The sequence below is a fragment of the Planctomyces sp. SH-PL14 genome (genome assembly GCF_001610835.1).
Taxonomy (GTDB): Bacteria; Planctomycetota; Planctomycetia; order Planctomycetales; family Planctomycetaceae; genus Planctomyces_A.
In genome coordinates, this window is sequence record NZ_CP011270.1 from 6,954,993 (window position 1) to 6,973,779 (window position 18,787).

The 18,787-nt window shown below is 66.5% G+C and carries 13 protein-coding genes; 6 read left to right on the forward strand and 7 right to left on the reverse strand.

Features of this window, described 5'->3' with window-relative positions; genetic code table 11:
• The first annotated feature begins 106 nt into the window (after window positions 1-106).
• Window positions 107-1,318, forward strand: coding sequence for an FG-GAP repeat domain-containing protein (locus VT03_RS26735; RefSeq protein ID WP_075095839.1), 1,212 nt, complete (start codon window positions 107-109; stop codon window positions 1,316-1,318).
• Between the two features lie 338 nt (window positions 1,319-1,656).
• Here the strand turns inward: VT03_RS26735 and VT03_RS26740 are convergent, their stop codons facing one another.
• The 3 genes from VT03_RS26740 to VT03_RS26750 all read right to left on the reverse strand — a co-directional run bounded on the left by VT03_RS26740 (window position 1,657) and on the right by VT03_RS26750 (window position 6,021).
• Window positions 1,657-3,621, reverse strand: coding sequence for a polysaccharide biosynthesis/export family protein (locus tag VT03_RS26740; protein WP_075095840.1), 1,965 nt, complete (start codon window positions 3,619-3,621; stop codon window positions 1,657-1,659).
• 59 nt (window positions 3,622-3,680) lie between these two features.
• Window positions 3,681-4,208 (reverse strand): hypothetical protein, encoded by a 528-nt coding sequence (locus VT03_RS26745; protein WP_156514776.1) that lies wholly within the window; start codon window positions 4,206-4,208, stop codon window positions 3,681-3,683.
• A gap of 619 nt (window positions 4,209-4,827) precedes the next feature.
• Window positions 4,828-6,021, reverse strand: a complete 1,194-nt coding sequence (locus VT03_RS26750; RefSeq protein WP_075095842.1) for a ketose-bisphosphate aldolase — start codon at window positions 6,019-6,021, stop codon at window positions 4,828-4,830.
• A gap of 765 nt (window positions 6,022-6,786) precedes the next feature.
• On the opposite strand from VT03_RS26750, the gene VT03_RS26755 reads away from it, so the two are divergent.
• A complete protein-coding gene (locus tag VT03_RS26755) occupies window positions 6,787-7,326 on the forward strand; it encodes a hypothetical protein (protein WP_156514777.1) in 540 nt (179 codons plus the stop codon).
• Window positions 7,327-7,399: 73 nt separating this feature from the next.
• Here VT03_RS26755 and VT03_RS26760 read toward each other — a convergent pair whose 3' ends face one another.
• A complete protein-coding gene (locus tag VT03_RS26760; protein WP_075095844.1) occupies window positions 7,400-8,116 on the reverse strand; it encodes a hypothetical protein in 717 nt (238 codons plus the stop codon).
• 484 nt (window positions 8,117-8,600) lie between these two features.
• On the opposite strand from VT03_RS26760, the gene VT03_RS26765 reads away from it, so the two are divergent.
• The 4 genes from VT03_RS26765 (at window position 8,601) to VT03_RS26780 (ending at window position 12,561) form a co-directional block, all read left to right on the forward strand.
• A complete protein-coding gene (locus tag VT03_RS26765) occupies window positions 8,601-10,262 on the forward strand; it encodes a helix-turn-helix domain-containing protein (RefSeq protein WP_075095845.1) in 1,662 nt (553 codons plus the stop codon).
• 39 nt (window positions 10,263-10,301) lie between these two features.
• Complete coding sequence (locus VT03_RS26770) at window positions 10,302-10,874, forward strand: class I SAM-dependent methyltransferase (protein WP_075095846.1); 573 nt, start codon at window positions 10,302-10,304, stop codon at window positions 10,872-10,874.
• Window positions 10,875-11,185: 311 nt separating this feature from the next.
• Window positions 11,186-11,953, forward strand: coding sequence for a (5-formylfuran-3-yl)methyl phosphate synthase (locus VT03_RS26775; RefSeq protein ID WP_075095847.1), 768 nt, complete (start codon window positions 11,186-11,188; stop codon window positions 11,951-11,953).
• Window positions 11,950-12,561, forward strand: coding sequence for a lactate utilization protein C (locus tag VT03_RS26780; protein WP_075095848.1), 612 nt, complete (start codon window positions 11,950-11,952; stop codon window positions 12,559-12,561). The genes VT03_RS26775 and VT03_RS26780 overlap by 4 nt, the downstream gene beginning before the upstream one ends.
• Window positions 12,562-12,963: 402 nt before the next feature.
• Here VT03_RS26780 and VT03_RS26785 read toward each other — a convergent pair whose 3' ends face one another.
• The 3 genes from VT03_RS26785 to VT03_RS26795 form a co-directional block, all read right to left on the reverse strand.
• Window positions 12,964-13,380 (reverse strand): acyl-CoA thioesterase, encoded by a 417-nt coding sequence (locus VT03_RS26785; protein ID WP_075095849.1) that lies wholly within the window; start codon window positions 13,378-13,380, stop codon window positions 12,964-12,966.
• A 97-nt stretch (window positions 13,381-13,477) separates the two neighbouring features.
• Window positions 13,478-16,348 (reverse strand): hypothetical protein, encoded by a 2,871-nt coding sequence (locus VT03_RS26790; protein ID WP_075095850.1) that lies wholly within the window; start codon window positions 16,346-16,348, stop codon window positions 13,478-13,480.
• A 90-nt stretch (window positions 16,349-16,438) separates the two neighbouring features.
• Complete coding sequence (locus tag VT03_RS26795) at window positions 16,439-18,133, reverse strand: prenyltransferase/squalene oxidase repeat-containing protein (protein WP_156514778.1); 1,695 nt, start codon at window positions 18,131-18,133, stop codon at window positions 16,439-16,441.
• Between the last annotated feature and the right edge of the window lie 654 nt (window positions 18,134-18,787).

Genomic DNA, 18,787 nt, shown 5'->3' on the forward strand with positions numbered 1-18,787 from the left:
AGGGACGGTCGCCGCCTCGGCTCAGCAGGAGCTTCGCCCTCGGGACACCCCGTCGGTTCTTCCCGCCTTGTTTCCGTGAATGCGTTCCAGCGGAGTCATTGTTGCCATGCGATCTGCCCTCCTTCGGTCGACACTTCTCGGTCTCCTGGGCCTCGTTTCCGGGACCGCGGTGGCGAGTGAACCCACCACGCCGGTGAAGTGGAAACGGGTCCAGCTCGACGCCCGGTTCCGTTCGGAAGGGGTGGCGGTCGGCGACTTGAACAAGGACGGCAAGGCGGACATTGTCGCCGGGGACCTGTGGTACGAGGCCCCGAACTGGACGCCGCACGAGATCCGCAAGCCCGGCGATTACTGGGCGGGGCAGGGGTACAGCAACAGCTTCTGCAACTTTACGCACGATCTGAACGGCGACGGCTGGACCGATGTCGTGATCGTCGGGTTCCCCGGCGAGCCGTTCCACTGGTACGAGAATCCCAAGGGGGCGGAAGGGCTCTGGAAGGAGCACGTGATCTGGCACAGCATCTGTAACGAGTCTCCGCAGTTCACCGATCTGACGGGCGACGGCCAGCCGGAGTTCGTTCTCGGCTCGCAGCCCGAGCAGCAGATGGGCTACCTCGAGATCCCGAAGGGGGACGCGGTCTACCAGAAGTGGACCTTCACGCCGGTCAGCATGTCGGGCGATCCGGCTAAGAACGGGACCTTCAAGTATTACCACGGTCTCGGCGTGACGGACGCGAACGGCGATGGGCGGAAAGACGTCGTCATTCCGAACGGCTGGTGGGAGCAGCCTGCGGCGCGGGACGGCAAGCCCTGGGAGTTCCACGAGGTGCTGCTGGCGGCGAAGAAGGAAGGGGAGCCGGAGAAGGGCTCCGACATCCATTGTGATGACTTGGATCTGGACGGTGATCAGGACGTCATCATGAGCTCGGCCCACCAGTACGGACTGTGGTGGTTCGAGAACGGTGAGAAGCTGGGGAAGCCCGGAATGACGGGGCACTTGGTCAACGAACTGTTCTCACAGACGCATGCTCTGTTGTTCGTCGATGTCGATGGCGACGGCCGGAAGGATCTGGTGACCGGTAAGCGGTATTACGCTCACAATGGCGGGGACCCGGGGGCGAACGATCCGGTGGTGATGTACTGGTATGAGATCGATCGCACCAAGGATGGCCCGAAGTTCATTCCGCACGAGATTGTTGCGGGGCGCGACACGGGGATCGGCACGCAGTTCATGACCGCGGATATCGATGGCGACGGTCTTTTGGACATCGCGTTGTCGAACAAGAAGGGTGTGAACCTGTTGCTGCAGCGGCGGTAGGTTTTTTCACCGGGTCCAGGGGTACCCTGGTCAGGGGGTGCAGGGGGCAGAATGCCCCTTGCCCGCCGGAGGTCCTCTCGTCGAGAGATGTCTGAAGGAGCACGTGTCCAAGCGCGGACACCGCGTCGTATGCCCCCCTCACCAACTCGGGGGACTGCAAGGCCAGCGATGTTGTGTGAGGGAGTCCTCAACACGGGTACCACAATGGGGACGCCCGTTGCTTACCAAGGTTCCTCACCGGAAGTGCCTCCGGCGGCAAGGGGGTGCCCCCTTGACCCCGGCTGCCGTGGCACGTTGGGTTTGAGCGAGCATAACCGTGCCGGCAAGGACGGCCCGCGTTATTGCCCGCCGCCTCCACCGCTGGTGAACGTGCTCGCCGCGATGCCGATCAACGCACCTTCCAGCAAGTTCCGCTGGCAGAAGGCTGCAATCGCTTCCGGACACGTGTACTGCAACAGCAGATAATCCCCCGCCTGAACCGTAATGTTCTCGTGCGGATACTTCATCGCCCGGTACAGGTCGATCTCGATCGGAACCGTGTCGCCGGTCGGAAGCTTCCGCAGAATCACGAGCCGGCTGGCACTGACGATCACGTCCTGGTTGAGGGCCGACGGTCCACCGTTCGACTGAAGAGCCTGGCTTCCCCCGCCGCCGCTCCGCTGGCCGGTGGCGATCGAGATCGCCTGGAGGACGTTCAGGTCATAGTCGCGCGGCAGCGTGAACTGCCCGCCACCCAGGAGACCGCCGGTATAGAACACCTCGGTTTCGCGGGACTCGATGAAGATGATGTCGCCGTCGTAGAGGGTGATGTCCTCCTCGGTGATGTGCGGCGTCTCTCCCGGCGCAATCCGGATCGGGATCTTGATGACGTCCGGGCTGTCGATCGTCAGGTCGATCTGAGAAAGGTCAGGCTGCCACGCGTCGATCGGCGTGTGACCGTCCATCGGACCGCCCGGAAGCGGTGAGAACGGACCGATCTCCTCGGTCGGTCCGATCGGCGGGGCATGCCCGGGAGGCATCGCGGAACCCGGCATCATGACGGGCGGGAGCGTCTGCTGCTGAGCTGGATACTCGTGCGGGATGTTCGGACCGCCCGGGAAAGGGGCGTACCCCTGCGGAATGGGCTGCATCTGCTGCATGGGCTGGACCGGCACCTGCGGCGGAAGGCCCGCCCGCGGAGCGAACGTCGGCTGCGGCGTGATCACCGGACCGGTGTACTGCGCCGGCTGAATCCGAGGCGTCGAGATCGAGTGGCCGCCGACCGGCTGGTGACCCGTCAGGAGGATCTCCTGGCGGCTGCTCGTCGTGTTGTGGTCCGCGGTGACGACCGAGTGTCCACCCAGGTCCGCGGCCGGGATCTGCATGAAGCCGGGGACCGGCGAGTGGCCAAAGCCCGCGCCTCCGCCCCCGATACCGCCGGGACCCGGCCGGCCGAGCCCCTGGCCGGGCGGACACGACCGCCGGCCCTGGCGGTTGCGGATGATGTAGAGCGTGTTTTCGGCGTCGAGCCCGGGGAGGCCCGAAGCGACGTCGGCCCGCGACAGGGCGTGCATGACGTCGTTCTCGAAGGCCCGCAGCCGGACTTCCCGGGCGATCCCGCGGCGGGTGCTCCCCAGGTTGACGGTATTGGCCTGCATCGTCGGGATGGCCTGTCCCTGCGACTCCTGGCGGACCACGAGGACGCGGTACTCCCGCGGCCGGAAGAGGCTCACCATGATCCGGGCCGGGTCGCCCCGCAGGATCTGGCGGTCGACCGTATAGGCCCGGCGGATCGCTTCCTCCACTTCATGCAGCGTCATCCCCGCGACATTGAGCGGCGGGATCTGGGGGAGCGAGATCGTGTCGTCGTCGTGGACCTGCAGCGGATAGCCGACGGTCGGCGGATCGTCAGGTGAGAGCGGCAGGTTGATCGGCGGCTCTTCACCGATGCTCTGTTCAGGGTTGGGGACCCAGCGGCCCAGGACCCCGGGGATATAGACGGAGAGAATGTCCCCTCCGGCGACGCGGTGCTCCTGCGGCCGTCGGACCAGCATCCCCAGGTTGATCGTTCGATGGTCCTCGCGGCTGACTGCCTGGAACTCGGTCGGCATGTAGCTGGCGGGGACGCCGCGGATCGGTCGGAACGCCGCGCATCCCGGAGCTGCGGCCGCTGCCATGAGAATCAGCAGGTGACCGAGCCGCGCCAGGCTGACGCGCGAGCACCCGGAGCGATCGCCAGCGGTCCCTCGGCGCGAGGCAAAGTGCCCGGAGCGCTGGGCGCCGGCCGGGCGGCGGAGAGCGTTGGCGGCAGGGGGAAGGGACATCGGGAGGTCTCCGGTGCGGCGCGAGGTCGCGGGAGGCGAGGCGGTCAACGGGGACAGGCTCAGTGCGGATCTTGTTCGCCGCAGGGGGCGGCAAAGCTCTGGACGCGGTTCGTTTCGGCCCGCAGGGGGACGGCCCGTTGGACGCCGTCGCAGTAGCCCTGGAACCAGTCCTGGGCCCGGGCGTGTCCTTCAGGGCTCCGCATCCCGGCGGTCCAGTACATCGGGGGCGGGACGACGGGCATGGTGCCGGGCGACCCCAGGGCGACGTCGACGTAGGCCTGTTCAAAGCCGCGGCGGTAGTCGCAGGTGGGGTGCGGCGTGTCTTTCGTGTGGCACATCGCCAGGTGTTTCCGGGCGACCTTGCGGGCGGTGATGCTGGCGACGCAGTCGTCGATGCAACGGAAGTAGAAGTGGTTCCCGCTCCGCGTCGGCTTGTGGGCGGCGACGGCCGGGACGGAGTGGCATCCCGGGAGGCTCGCCGAAGCGAGCAGCAGCCCTCCCAGCAGGAGCGTCGGCGCCCGCGGGAAGAGCGGCTCCGTCGCCCCGGTGAGGGGGGAGGCGGGACGCGTTGGGATTGGATCCGTCATCGAAGTGGTCCCCTGATACGGAGCGCGCACGGGCCGGAGCTCGGGCGGCTCGGAGGAGTGTCCATTTCGGTGTATCGGTTGGTGAGCGAAGTAAGATCGACGCAATCCGCAAGATCGTGCTGATCGTGAAAGGTTGCGCAAGTTCGCCAGAGTGGCGAAGGGGGGGAGTGGCGGAAACGGCCGAAGTGCGCGAGTAGTCAGCTGTCCAGCCTACCGGGTCCAGGGGGACCCTGGTGGGGAGTGCAAGGGGGCAACGCCCCTCTTGCCCGCCGGAGGCCCTCTCGTCGAGAGATTTTTGAAGGAATGAGTGTCCAAGCGCGGACACCGTGTCGTATGCCCCCTCACCAACCCGCGGGGATTGCGTCGCAAGCGGTGTATTTTGAGGGAGCCCTCAACACCGGTACCACAACGGGGATGTCCGTTGCTTACCACGGTTCCTCACAGGAGTGCCTCCGGCGGCAAGGGGTTGCCCCCTTGACCCCGGCTGCCGTAGCACATTGGGTTGGAGCTACGGGAGTCCGTTCGGCAAGGACGCCATTCGAGCCGCGCCACCGCGAAAAAAAAACGCTCGCCGCGGAAGTCCGCGGCGAGCGTGAAAACTGCATCCGGAAACGTTCGATCAGGCTTGGCCGAAGATCGTCTTCCCATCCGACTTCAGGTCGGTGATCGCTTCGCCCATCCGCTTCGCCACGCCGTTCTCGGCCAGCTTGAGGTAAGCGCGGGGATCGTACGCGTCCTTCTCGCCGATCTCGCCGTCGACCTTCATCACCTTCTCGTAGTTGCGGAACATGTGGTCCGCGATCGGCCGGGTGAAGGCGTACTGCGTGTCGGTGTCGATGTTCATCTTGATGACGCCGTAGCCCAGCGTCTCATGAATCTCGTGGGCCGGAGTCCCCGAGCCGCCGTGGAACACGAGGTCGAAGGCGGCCTTCTCGCCGAACTTCTTGACAACCGCGTCCTGGCCCTTCTTGAGGATGTCCGGACGCAGCTTGACGGCGCCCGGCTTGTAGTGGCCGTGGACGTTGCCGAAGGTGGCGGCGAACATGTACCGGCCGAGGCCGTTGAGGGCTTCGTAAACGGCGACCATGTCTTCCGGCGTCGTGTAGAGCTTGGAGTGGTCAACGTCGGTGTTGTCCATCCCCTCTTCCTTGCCGCCGACAACCCCCGCCTCGACTTCGAGGATGATCTCGTTCGGGGTGCACTCCTTGAGGATCTCCTGGCTCATCCCCATGTTGAGGGCGAGCGGGAGGTTCGAGGCGTCCAGCATGTGCGACTGGAACAGGTTCGCCTGACCGGCGGCGCGGCGGCGGGCGGTCTCCTTGATCAGCGGCTTGAGCCAGCTGTCGACTTTCCCTCCCTTGAGGCTCTTGTCGACCGCCTTCGGATCCTTTTTGTCGCGGAGCCACGGGTGGGCTTCCAGGACCGCTTCCGGCACCGAGCCGTCGGCCGGCATCTCGACCTTGAGGCGGGTCGCTTCGCTCTTGAGCCAGTTCTTGAGGTAGGAGTCCTTGATCCCCGGCTGGCAGTGGTCGGTGTGCAGGGCGATCAGGACGTTGTACTTGGCGGCCAGCGTGTGGCACGCTTCGGCCAGGACGATCGAGCCCAGGACCGAGTCCTTGATCTTCTGGCCCGAGGCGAATTCCCCGGCGCCCGAGGAGACCTGGATGATGCCATCGGACTTGAGATCCGCGAACGCCTGGAGCGCTCCGTTGATGCCGCTGATCGAGGTGATGTTGATGGCGGCGTAGGCGTAGTTCCCCTTCTGGGCGGCATCCAGCATGGCCGCGTACTGCTTGGGGGTCGCGATGGGCATGGAACTTCTTTCTCCGAGAGACTGCGAACCGAGGGTATTCGGCGGGCGCAAAGGTGGACGGGACCGGCGGACCGCCGCCCGAGCGCAGACAATAGGAGAAGTCGGGGTGAGTGCCAAGCGGTTTGCGGGCTGTTGGGATCTCGGGAATTGACAGGTGGTGGGGGAGGCGTTCTCCCATCGGTGGCGGCCGATCTCATGGGGATTTGCCACGTCGGTCGTTTGGTGATCGGTACACGGCCAACGGATGTCCAAAGCACGCGGCGACAGCCCAGGCCCAACCGGGGTCCAGGGGGCTACCCCTGGTGGGGGATGCAAGGGGGCAACGCCCCTTTGCCCGCCGGAGGCCTGGCCGTAGAGAGATGTCTGAAGGAGCGCGTGCCCAAACGCGGCCAACGTGTCGTATGCCCCTCACCAACCCGCGGGGTTTGCAAAGCGAGCGGTGAGGATTGAGGGAGTTCTCATTGCTGGTACCACAAAGGGGGCATCCGTTGTGTACCGCGGTACCTCACAAGAGTGCCTCCGGCGGCAAGGGGTTGCCCCCTTGACCCCGGCTGCCGTCGCACGTTGGGTTTGAGCAAACAGAGCTGTGCCGGCCAGGACGCAGTTCGAGCCGGCTTGGTACGCCGCGACCACCATCCAGCGAATGCATCGCTCCCGTCCCCGGAAATGAGAGAGACCCCGCGGGACAACGGACCGGAGCACCGACCGGGTTACGATGCCGAACTCCCAGCCCCGGCACGCGCCCGTTCCGAGAAGGTCCAGACGGTGAATCGCATCTTCCTGACGCTTTCGATCGTGAGCAATGTGGGCCTGGCGGTCGCCTTCGGTTTTGGTCTCAGCATCGGCGATCCCTCGCAGGCGGACGCCATCCTCCGCCGCTCCGTCAGCCTGCACCTGCTGACGGCCCTGGGAGCGGCCCTGCTGGCCCTGCTGGTCCACGCCGTGGCGCTCACCTACTTCATGGGGACGGGGCGGTGGATCGAGGAGACCTGCGAAGCCTATCGGCTGGGGCCCGACCCCCGCGCGCAGAACATCCGCCTCAAGTACCGCGCGATCCCGGGGATGATCGTCTGCATCCTCCTCATCATGACGACCGGCGCCTTCGGGGCGATGTCCGATCCAGGGGCGGAACGGAGCGCCAGCTGGTCGTCGCAGATTCACTTCCTGCTGGCGTGCGTGACGCTCGGGGGAAACGTCCTCTCGAGCTGGCTGGAATGGTCCGCCATCGCGGACAACGGGCGGCTCGTCGATTCCGTCGTCCAAGAAGTGAAGCGCATCCGCGCGAGCCGCGGACTCGACTCGTAACGTCCTCCGGAAACGAAAACTCGCCGCGGAGGCCGCAGCGAGTCATTCGAATGGCTAGGTGGGATTCGAGGGCTCAGCCGCCGCTCGGGACCCACAGCAGCGGCGGCGGGTTGACCGGAGCGGTCTTGATCCGCGGAGCGGGCTGCCCGACCGCGGCGGCCGGGAACGTCGCCGGCGGGGCGACCATGACCGGGGCGGCGGCGGGAGCCGGCGGAGGAACCTGGAGGGCCGGCTGGTACGCGGCGGGCTGGTAGGTCGGCGGCTGATACGCCGCCGGCGGAACGAGCATCCCCTGCGGAACGACGTAGGTGCCGGAGGTCATCTCCACGGCCGGCATCGGAGTCATTTCGGCCGCCGGAGCCGGGGGCGGGGCGGGGGAGTACGGCTGAGGAACGACTCCTCCAGCCGGAGAGGGCATGGCTGCGGGGGCCCGGGCCGGCGTCGGCATGGCGTCCGGCATCGGCGCGCTCTGGGCGTCGTAGAACTCTCCCGCCGGCTGTCCGCAGGAAGCGCAGCCGCCCGACAATCCCATGTCGAACGAGCCGCCGCAGCCCCCATCACAACCGCCGTCGAAACCGCAGCTGTCGCAGCCGCCGACCGTGCCGAACAGGGTTCCCCACGAAGGCCAGATCGAGCGGCGGTGCTTCCGGCAGCCTCTGCCGTGCGCCGGCGCACACTCGACGAATCCGTCGCAACCTTCGACGCAGGCCGAATACCCGCCGCAGCGGTGAGCACAGCAGCCCGGCGCCAGCAGCAGGGCGGCGGTCAGGCAGATCCAAACGCGGTGCATGGCGAACTCCTTGATTTTCGCCGTCCCGCCTCAGATGCCGATCCCGACCGGTGCATGGAAGGGATGGGGGGGCACAGACGAAAATCCTTCGCTTTCGAAGTAATCGGCGTTCACTTTGGGGAACTTGATCCGATTCCGCGGATTCGTCGCAAGAATCCGGAATTTGCGAAGGGGCCGACCGAGCCCGATACGACAGTCGGAGAAACCGAAGCGGGTGCGTAACCCTGGAGTTCCAGGGAACTTGGAAGGCGCATCTTGCGTGGCGACCCTGCCGGCGTAGAATTTCTTTTGCGCGGCGGCGGATAGACGCATTCGCGGAAACGCGCCATTCCCATTCATTGTCACTATTCAACCATCTGGTGCGGACGGATTTGCGTGAGCTTGAATCACGCGGTCCGGTTTTGACCGCCGATGGAGCGAGATGTGCGTTCCTGTTGTTGCAGCGACGGGAGAACGCGCTCCCACCTTCCGAGGAGCTGGTCTGATGACGCAGAAGAAGTATCTGAGCCTCGAAGAGGCGGCGGAACGGGTGGGACTTTCGCGCGACGAAGTCATGCGGCTCCGGGAAAAGGGAGACCTCCGCGGCTTCGCCGACCGCGGCACGTGGAAATTCAAATTTGAGGACGTCGAGGAACTGGCCCGCCGCCGGCAGGCCAATTCCGATCCGGACCTGCCGTTCCTCGTCGACGATCCGGAGTCTGGCTCCGCCCTGTCGATCTCGGAGGATGAGCTGGGCGAGCAGCCCACGATCATCCGCGGCGGAAAGAAGGACGACAGCGACATCAAGCTCGAATCGGGCGACGTCCACGGCTCGTGGACCAAGAAGAGCCAGATGGATTCGGACAGCGATATCAACCTCACCAAGGAGTGGGGATCGGGCAAGCCGCTGCCGAAGGGGGCGGTCCCCCGTGGCGAACAGGACAGCGACAGCGATGTCCGGGCCGTGGAAGAGACGCTCCTCTCGCACCAGGGAACCCCTGACAAGACCGAAGCGTTCGTGCTGGACTCCGATAGCGACGTCAAGCTGGTTGACGATTCACCTGGCCGGCCGGCGGTCCCGTTCGCCAAGGAGCTCAAGGGCTCCGACAGCGAGATCCGCCTCACCTCCGACGTGACCTCCAGCGAGATCCGCCTCATTCCCGAGCGCGGCCGCGGCGGCGCGGACAGCAACGCCAGCGACGTTCGGACGGCGGCCGACAACAAGACCAGCGACGTCCGCCTGGCCCCGATCGACAACGACGTGAGCGACATCCGCTTCGCGCCGCAGGAAGCGCCGAGCGATAGCGATGTTGCCCTGCTGCGTCCCGGCGACTCCTCGATCGCCCTCGACTTCACCCCGGATGAGGGGGAAGGGGCGTCGGTCCTGACCGACGAGAGCGGCATCGCCCTGGCCAGCGACAGCGCCATGATGCTCGCCTCCGAGAGCGGCATCTCCCTCGAAGGTCCCAGTGACAGCGGCATTTCGCTCGAGTCGCGGGACGAAGAGGGGATCACGCTCGCGGACGACGCGGGGATCGGCCTGCTCGGCGCCGACAGCGGGATCACGCTCGACTCGCCGGCGAAGGGCGCCCCAAAGAAGGGCGGCGGCAAGCAGGGGGGCGGCACGCTCCCGATGATGGACATCCCGAACTACCGGGACGAAGGGACCGACACGAGCTTCGAGATCCCGTCGCTCCGCGATGACTCCGCCTATGACCTGGAGACGGTCAAGCCGACTCCGAAGTCCGACAAGACCGCCAAGCTCCCCGCCTTCAGCAGCTCGGAGTCGGTCGATGACGCGGTGTTCAACATCGACGACGGCGACGCGGCCCTCGACAGCGGGGCCGACGAAGAGCTGGAAGTCATCGACGACGCCTTTGGCGAAGACGACGACCTCGGGGACGACCTGGACGTCATCGACGCCGACGAAGAGGTCTTCGCCGCCGACGAGGAAGACAGCGAGTTCGCCGCTCCCGCCGCCGGACGCTACGTCCCGGTCGAGCAGGAGTGGGGAGCCGGCGTGATGGTCGGCGTCTCGGTCTGCAGCGTCCTGCTCCTCCTCGTGGGGGCGGTCATGTTCGACCTCGTGAAGACGATGTGGGTTCCGGGGCAGGCGAATGCGGTCGCCGGTCCGGTGCTCGACGCCCTCAGCGGCCTCTACAAGTAGTCGCGCCTTCGATCCGGCCTTTCGCGAGTCACGGATCGCTTGCCGACCTATCTTCCGCTCACCGAAATCGCCCACGCCGAGGTCCGCAAGGTCCTGGACGCGGGCGATTTGGCTATAGATGCGACCTGCGGGAACGGGCACGACACGCTCTTCCTGGCGGGGCTGGTGGGACCGGAAGGATCGGTCCTGGCGATGGACCGCCAGGCTGAGGCGATCGCGCGGGTCCGCGCCCGTCTCGACGCCGAGCGGATCACCCACGTCCAGCTCGTCGAAGGGTGCCACTCGCGGATCGGGGCCGTCCTTCCGCCCGATGCGGCGTGCCGCGTCGGAGCGGTCATGTTCAACCTCGGTTATCTCCCCTCGGGGGATCATGCCGTCGTCACCGGGAGCGCGACGACGATTCCGGCGCTGGCCGAGGCGGCGACTCTCCTGCGGTCCGGAGGCCTCTTGAGCGTCCTCGCCTACACCGGCCACCCGGGCGGCGAGGAGGAAGCGGAGGCGGTCCGGATCTGGGCGGAGGGGCTCTCCCCGGATGAGTTCACAACGGAGCGGATCGCTCCCGGCGATCCCCGGAGCCATCCCCCGGTCCTGTTCCTCATCCGCCGGAAGTGATCGCAAGCGACCGGGAGGGCGAAGCTCCTGCTGAGCCGCGAAGGTTCGCAAGCGCACTCCCTCTTTCGCCTCAACCTCCCGCCCTCTTTCCCGGAGATACGGTCCCAGGCACCATGGCTCCCTTGAGGCCGGGGCCAAGAGACGATCGGGCGCATTCTCCACCGCCGCGGCTCGGCTGGAGCCTCGCCCTTCCGAAGCCTTCGCCCTGAACGACGCGGTTCCTTGTTGCTTCCATCCGGAATCGTCCACCCACTTTCGGGACACGGATGCGGCCGCTTCCCGCGCCGCGGAAAGTGTGCAACAGTAGCCCCATGCCCGCTCCTCCTCCCCAACTGCTCGTCAGCGTCCGCGACGTCGCCGAGGCCCGATCGGCCCTCGCCGGCGGCGCCGATCTGATCGACATCAAGGAGCCCGCGGCGGGCCCCCTGGGACGAAGCGGCCGGGAGACGATCGAAGCGGTTGCAGCCCTCGTCCGCCGACAGGCCCCCGATACTCCGGTCAGCGCGGCCCTCGGCGAGCTGCCGGAGTGTCTCGCCCGGCCCGAACCACTCGACTACTCCGTCGACTACCTCAAGATCGGCCTCGCGGGAGCGGGGCCGGGGTGGCGGGACGAGCTCGACCTCCTGCGGGACCGGTCGATCCGCGCCGGCGACGCCTTCGGTCCGCGGTGGATCGCCGTAGCCTATGTCGACTGGCAACGGGCCGCGGCCCCGGAGCCGGCCGTCATCCTGGAATACGCGCTCGAAGCGGACTGCCCCGGCCTCCTCGTCGATACGTACGGCAAGGAAGGGGAGGGGCTGCTCCGTCATCTTCCGGCGGCGGCTCTTGAAGACCTGATCCGGACGGCGCATGACGAGGGGCTGTTCGTGGCCCTCGCCGGACAGGTCCGGGAGAGCGACCTGGCCGAGCTTGTCGGGTGCGATCCCGACATCCTCGCGGTGCGGACGAGCGTATGTGCCGCCGGCGAGCGCCGCGGGCCGGTCGCCGAGCCGTCTGTCCGGGAGTTCCGCCGGCGGCTGCACGACGCATCGGCGGCGTGCCCGTTCCTTTGCGCATCCGTGGAGTCCGAGTCGAGATGAGCGCCCGGTCCGAGATTCTTCAGAAGATCCGCAGCGTCCTCCCCCCGGTGGTCGACACCCCCGCGTCCGAGTACACGGGCATCGAGTACCCCGACCCCGCGGCGAAGTTCGCCGAGGTCCTGGCGGGAGTCGGCGGCCAGTGCGTTCGCGTCCGGACGTTCGCCGAGGCGCAGGCGTGGCTTGAGGCCTTCGAGCCTTACAAGAGCTCCGGCGTGCGGCTCAGCTGCGTCCCCGGCGTCGGGGCGAACTCGTTCGATCTGGCGGCCGTCGAAGACCCGCACGATCTGGAGCACGTCGAGTACGTCGTCCTCCCCGGTGACGTGGCGGTCGCGGAGAACGGTGCGGTGTGGGTTACGGATGCTCAGGTCCCGCAGCGGGTCCTCTATTTCCTCACGCAGCATCTGGCCCTTGTCGCGCCGGCGGGGCGCGTCGTCAGCAACATGCACCAGGGGTATGCCGCGGTCCCGATCGGAACGACGCACTTCGGAGCCTGGCTCTCCGGTCCGTCGAAGACCGCCGACATTGAGCAGTCGCTGGTCATTGGAGCGCACGGCGCGACGTCGCTTGTGGTCTTCCTCGTCGATGAATGGGACGGCTCGCCGGCTTGAACCGCGTCCTTGCCGGCACGACCTCCATAGCTCAAACCCAACGTGCCACGGCAGCCGGGGCAAGGGGCCGAGAAAACAACACGGGCCCCCTTGCCACCGGAGGCACTCTTGTGAGGAACCGTGGTACACAACGGATGTCCCCTTTGTGGGACCGGCGTTGAGGACTCACCGCTCGCTGCGCGATCCCCGCGGGTTGGTGAGGGGGCATACGACACGGTGTCCGCGCTTGAATACGTGTTGTTTCCCATGGTGTCCGGCGAGACGGCCTCCGGCGGGCAAGAGGGCGTTGCCCCCTTGCATCCCCCACCAGGGTGCCCCTGGACCCGGTGAGACCGTGAGGTTGGATTGCGTAGATGGATCTGAACAGATCTGGGGCAATGGCCGCTCACTCACGCCGCCCCGTCATGACCCACTGTGCAGCTCAAAAGACTCCCGCACAGCCTCCGGGATCCGAGTCAACTTGAGATCGCTCATCCGCACAAAAGCCCAGTTCGTCTCCGCCCGGACCAGCAACGCGGCGTCAGAGGGGCGGACAATCTCGTACTTGCGAAGCGACGTCACCCGCTGCATATCCGCCACCCACGTCCGGACCACGATCGTCTGGTCCGCGAACGCCGGCTGCCTGTACTCGACGAAATGCGAACGGACGACCCATCCGTGGTCCTCGGCCCGGTACCGCTCCATCGGCCATCCCATCGCCGCCGAATGCCGGACCGCGGCATCCTGCAGCCAGCGGACATAGGCCAGGTTGTTCACATGGCCGAACAGGTCGACCTCATCCGGCCGGACCGCATGCTCATGTTCGTAGATCGCAGGCATCCGCGAATCCGTCCGTGGGGCTGCCCTGAACGCGATCGATCCGGAACAGGCCCGGAGTCATCCGCAGCCCGTCTCCCGATCGCCTCGCACCAGGCGGCTACTGCAGCTCGGACATCAGGGCATCGTAGCGCCCCACCATGTCCGGTCCGCTCAGGTTCGGCGCCAGGGCACTGGTCGCCTTAAGGAGCTGCCGCGCCTGGGCCTTCATGTCGTTGGCCTCCTTCTGGCTCGACGACAGCTTGGACTGCTCGAACAGCCCGCGGGCGGTCTCGTACACCGCCTCGTAGTACTCGGCCGGCTTCTTCTGCATCCCCTGCATCATGTTCCGGAGCTGAGCCCAGTTGTCGGTGGAGGCTTTCCACTTGGCGACATCGGGTTCGGAGTCCGCCATGCCGGCCAGAATCCGGGCCTTCTCGACCCGCGGTTCGAGCGCCTTCGGGACCGACTGGATCAGGAGGTCCACTTCCCGCAGCGCGTCGTCGTATTTCTTCTCGGCCCGCAGGAGGCCGATCACCTGCGCCTGGACGCGGTTCACCGCGCTCTGCAGCCGCGGATTGTTGCCTCCGGCCCGCGCGGTCTCGAGAGCCCGGTTGTAGAGCTTCTTGGCGAGCTCCGTGTCCCCCGTGTCGGCCGCCGTGTCGCCGAGGACGATGATCTCCTGGAGGCCGAGCTTCTCCCGTCCGGCCAGCTTGCCGAGGAAGGCGTCCAGCGTTTCTTTCGCCTGGTTCGCCATCGCCTGGGCCGCCGCGTTCTCCGGGCCCGCCTTTCGGGCCTCTTCCGCCTTCAGCTTGTACTCCGACCGCAGGTTCTGCGAGACCCCGGCAAGGACCGTATTGACAGGCGGGATGTCCTGCCCCTTCTGCAGCAGGACCAGTCCCAGAGTCGACGCCTCAGCCGCTTTCTTCTGCTGCTGGTAGCCGCGGATCGCCGAAACGAGAATCCGGATCCCGGTCAGGTCGAGCGATTCCGCCTCGTCCGCCTGGAGCTTCGTCACGAGCGGCGTCAGAAGGACGATCGCCTGGTCGGAAGTCTCTTCATCGAGGCGGATCTCGGCTAGGAGCAGCGGCACTTCCGTGGCGACCTGCGGCATCTGGGTCGCCAGCGAGGGTTTCTCTTCGAGGAGCTTGACCGACTGCTCAAGCTGCTTGACCGCCGTGTCACGATGTTCCTGGACCGCTGCGTCCTTCGAGCCCATCCGTCGCCCGTCGACATAGAGCTTCCAGTGAGCCTGGGCCGACATCTGCAGCGCCTGCGGGTACCGGTCCGACGCGGGGTTCACCGCCCCGAACGTCTGCATCGCGGCGGCGAGGTCCCCCTGAACCGCCTTGAGCCGCCCGAGAGCGATGCGGGCGTCGTCCGCCTCGGCCCGGTTCGGCCAGGTCTGGACGGTGTAGTTGACGGCGTCGAGGAGCTTCTGCTGGGCGGACGCCTTGTCCTGCGCGGTCCCGAAGCTCGCCAGGGCGGACTGGATGGCCAGGACCGCCGACGGCGGCGCGACCTTGGCGTCCTTGTTCCCCTTCGCCAGAGCGAGGCCGTCGGTGTAGGCCCCTTCGTAGTCCTGGGCGGAGTAGCGGGCGTTCGCCAGCTGGTAGCGGACGATCTCGACGCGGGCCTTGTGCTCGTCGGTCTCCTTTTCCTTCTTGGCGAGCTCGAGGGCCTTGAGGTAACTCTCGACCGCCCCCTTGGGATCGCCGCTCTGCATGGCGATGTCGGCGACCGAGACCGCCTCGTTGAACGTGTTGGCCGAGGCTTCCTGGCCCACTTCCGGGGCGTACTTACTCAGGAGAGCGGTCGCCTCCCGGTGGTAGCCGGACTGCTTCTTAGTCGCTTCGCGGAGCGTCCCGACCGCCTCGGTCATGATCTTCTTGCGTTCGTTCCCCTGCGGGAGCTTGAGCCCCTTGGCGACGTAGGCCTTCGCCACTTCAACGGCCACGCCGTACCACGGATCGGTCCGCATCCGCTGGAATTTCAGGTAGCTCTCCCCTTCGCCGATAATGTCGTCGATCTTCTGCTTCTCGCTGAGGAGCAGGAGCTTCTGGCGGACCGCCTCGGTGTAGAAGGTGATCTCGGTGGGATCGACCTGTCCGCCGGAAGGGGTCTTGGCGATGACCTCGTCGAAGATGTCCTCGGCGGTCAGCTTGTCGCCGAGCTGCTTCGTCGCCATGCCGTGCCAGAAATGCGCCAGCACGCCGGGACGGGCCTCGCGATAGCCCTGGAAGATCTGGTCGAGTCCCGCCGAGGCCGCCTTGAGGGCCTTGGCCGCGTCCGGGTTCTTGGCGTCCGGATAGGTCTGGGCCGTGTAGTAGTCGAGCATCGCCAACTTGAAGCGGGCGTTGAGCCAGTCATTCTCGGCGATGTACCGCTGCTGGTCGGCATTGACCGCGGCCCGCTTGAACTTGGTGTTCCCTCGCTTTTCCTTGGTCTGCTCGAGCGCCGCCTTCACTTCCGCATCTGCGTCGTCCAGCCGGACGCGGAACCGCTTCACCGCCTCATCGAACCGGGGACGGGCCGCGAGGTACTCCTTGCGGGCCTCGTCGAAGAGCTGCGTCTTGCGGGTCGCATCCTTCTGGACGTTCGCCTGCCGCGAGAGCTGGTTCCCGCGGTCCATCGAGAGATTGCCGTACGTGTCGAAGGCGAAGCCAGACTCGGAATGGTCGGGATGGGCCTTCAGGAAGGCGTCGATCGCCGTCTGGGCGTCGCGGCGGTACTTGGCCGCCTCACCCTCGTTCACCGTCTCGTCGGCCGCCACCTGAAGGTTGCGGGCCATCTCCAGGTCAAAGACCTCCTGCAGGTCCGGCGAGACACGATTCGATGCCTTGAGCTGGTTCAGGTACTCGATCGCCAGGACACCCTGCTTGTCATTCCGCAGAGCGTCGAGGAACTCGAAGACCGGCTCCGCCGCGAAGGCCGGTCCCCCGACGGCCAGAGTCAGGGAAACGAGCAGCGTGCGGGCAAGCGCGCGGGGCATTCATCCATCCCTTCTGAGAACGGCGGGAGCCGGTTCCATGGGCACCAGATCGTCACAGTCGCCGAGGACCGGCGCACGGCCGGCGGGCGGTTACTTCGTCGTCAGGTCCGCGGTCGCCTTGCCGTCCCGGTCCAGTTTGTAGAGCGGCAGGAAGCGGTAATACACTTCGAGGTTGAGCGTGTTGATCGAGGTGACCATCAGCCGCCCCCCCTGCGTCCCGAAGGAGTCCTTCGTCGGCTTGTTCGGGTCCCAGCTTCCCTCGGCACAACCGTCCTTGACCTGGGTTTCGATCAGGTAGCGGCGGGTGGCGCGGTTCCACTGGTCCCACTCGGGGCCGGGCAGGTTGTGCATCACCTGCGTGGCGTAATAGAAGTAATACGAGTTCCGGGAGTACTTGCCCGGCAGGTACTGCATCAGGTAGTTCATCCCCTCCTTCATGGCGGGATCGTCGCGCTTGGCTCCCAGGAACTGCTGGCAGAGGAGTCCGACGGCCGTCATCGAGGGGCTCGGACCGCTGGCGGGGGTCGGCTCGTAGCTGAACAGTCCGCCGCTCTTTCCCTTCTTGGCCAGGTTCATGTAGACCTTGGCCAGCTCCATCGTCTTGGGGTTCACTTCCAGCCCCGCCATCATGGCGCTCTTGAGAGCCATGAGCTGCCAGCCGACGACCGAGGTATCCCCCCCGGTCGGCGTCTGCCCGGCGACGTAGTACCGCCAGCCCCCCTGTTGCGGGTGCTGCGACGCCTCGATGAACTGGATTGCCCGCTGGGCCGGGAGGCGGAGCGAGTTGTCCTTCGTCATCCCGTAGGCTTCGCACAGGACGATCGCCGCCATCCCGTGGACGTACATCGGCGAGCTGTCTTTGTTGTAGAGGCCGCCGGTCTTCGGATTCTGGCTCCGGACGATGAAGCGGATGCCGTCGAGGATCGTCTTCTTGTAGGGCCCCGGCGTCTCGGGGGTCTGTCCGGCCGCGAGGTAGGGGAGGAGGGCCATGGCGGTCGCTCCGACGTCCGCCTTCGCATCGCCCAGTCCGGGGAGTTTCCCTTCCTTGTCCGGCTCGCCGGCGCAGGAGGGGTCTTTGCAGCTGCGATTGTATCGGTCGAAGCTCCAGGAACCGTCCGGGTTCTGGTGGCGGGCGAGCCAGTTCAGGCCCCCCGCGACGGAGCGCTCGGTGGCCCGAGTTCCGCCGTAGGCGCCGGCCATCTCTTCACGATGTCCCTGGCCGCGGCCGCCGAATCCCTTGCCGGTTCCGCCGCCGCTTCCCGTATTCCCGGTGTCGCCCGATCCGGAGAGTCCGGTCATTGCCGCTCCGGGGCCCGGTCCGGGTCCGAGGGCGAAACTCCCGCCGAGGCCGCCAAAGTCCGCGGCCGCGGCGACTCCGGTTCCCCCTCCGCCGCCGTCGACGAAGGTATCGGAATTGTCGAAGAACTCCGCCTCCTGGGCCATCGCCGGGGCTTCGGTGATCGTCAGCGTTTCGGTCGACAGCTCGGAGACTTCGAGCGGCGCGTTGTCGACGTCGAATTTTTCGATGGGGACTTCAGGGACCGTGGTGTCGATCACCGACTCGAGGAGCGGCGCTTCACCCGTGGTCGCGGCCACGTGGATCGCCCCACCGAGGAGTCCGACCAGTCCCAGGAGCAGGGCATGAGCCGCGATGCTGGTGACGTACCACGCCCCGTTTTCCTTGACCCACGTCACCCCGTCCTGAATCGACTTCTGAATGAACGAAGGCCGTTCAGTCGTCTTGGGGGAGGGAGTGGGCGCGGAGGGGGGAGGGGTAGCAGACATGCGGGACTCCGCAGGCAGATCAATCAAAGAGAGCTGTTCTGACTAGTTTGCACAGTTGGAACGGACAGTCAAGGTGGCGGAGCGGCGACTTCGCGCCTCTCTCCCACGTGGAAACGGACCAAGCCCAACCGAGCCCTTCGGGACGTCGCGCCCTTTCGATCTGTTCGACGGAATCCGGCCGCCGGACGAACTTTGTCGAAGATTTTTTCCTCGAACAGGAGCCCGAATTCGCCGGGTGCGCCTTCCTTCGTTAAGACCCGAGTCCGCGGCGCGGTGCCAGACCCATTTCCCCGAACTCGCCGCGCCTCCCAATCGGCACAACCGCGGGGGCATTCGCCGGATAGTGGACGGTCAACGGGGGATTGGGGCAGCTTGTCCGGCTGTCTCGAACCGCGTCCTTGCCGGCGCAGTTCGGTTTGCTCAAACCCAACGTGCCAGGGCAGCCTGGGGTCAAGGGGGCCACGCCCCCTTGCCGCCGGAGGCATTTTCGATGAGGAACCGTGGCAAGCAACGGACGTCCCATTTGTGGAGCCGGCGTTGACGACTCACCGCTCACTTTACAATCCCCGCGGGTTGGTGCGGGGGCATACGACACGGTGTCCGCGCCTGGATACGTGCTCCTTCTGGCATCTCTCGACGGCCAGGCCTCCGGCG

Bases quoted from the DNA above. Each gene is read 5' to 3' on its own strand.
- VT03_RS26780 (WP_075095848.1), top strand. From the start codon at position 11,950: ATGAGCGCCCGGTCCGAGATTCTTCAGAAGATCCGCAGCGTCCTCCCC.
- VT03_RS26775 (WP_075095847.1), top strand. From the start codon at position 11,186: ATGCCCGCTCCTCCTCCCCAACTGCTCGTCAGCGTCCGCGACGTCGCC.
- VT03_RS26785 (WP_075095849.1), bottom strand. From the start codon at position 13,380: ATGCCTGCGATCTACGAACATGAGCATGCGGTCCGGCCGGATGAGGTC.
- VT03_RS26790 (WP_075095850.1), bottom strand. From the start codon at position 16,348: ATGCCCCGCGCGCTTGCCCGCACGCTGCTCGTTTCCCTGACTCTGGCC.
- VT03_RS26765 (WP_075095845.1), top strand. From the start codon at position 8,601: ATGACGCAGAAGAAGTATCTGAGCCTCGAAGAGGCGGCGGAACGGGTG.
- VT03_RS26760 (WP_075095844.1), bottom strand. From the start codon at position 8,116: ATGCACCGCGTTTGGATCTGCCTGACCGCCGCCCTGCTGCTGGCGCCG.
- VT03_RS26740 (WP_075095840.1), bottom strand. From the start codon at position 3,621: ATGTCCCTTCCCCCTGCCGCCAACGCTCTCCGCCGCCCGGCCGGCGCC.
- VT03_RS26745 (WP_156514776.1), bottom strand. From the start codon at position 4,208: ATGACGGATCCAATCCCAACGCGTCCCGCCTCCCCCCTCACCGGGGCG.
- VT03_RS26795 (WP_156514778.1), bottom strand. From the start codon at position 18,133: ATGTCTGCTACCCCTCCCCCCTCCGCGCCCACTCCCTCCCCCAAGACG.
- VT03_RS26735 (WP_075095839.1), top strand. From the start codon at position 107: ATGCGATCTGCCCTCCTTCGGTCGACACTTCTCGGTCTCCTGGGCCTC.
- VT03_RS26750 (WP_075095842.1), bottom strand. From the start codon at position 6,021: ATGCCCATCGCGACCCCCAAGCAGTACGCGGCCATGCTGGATGCCGCC.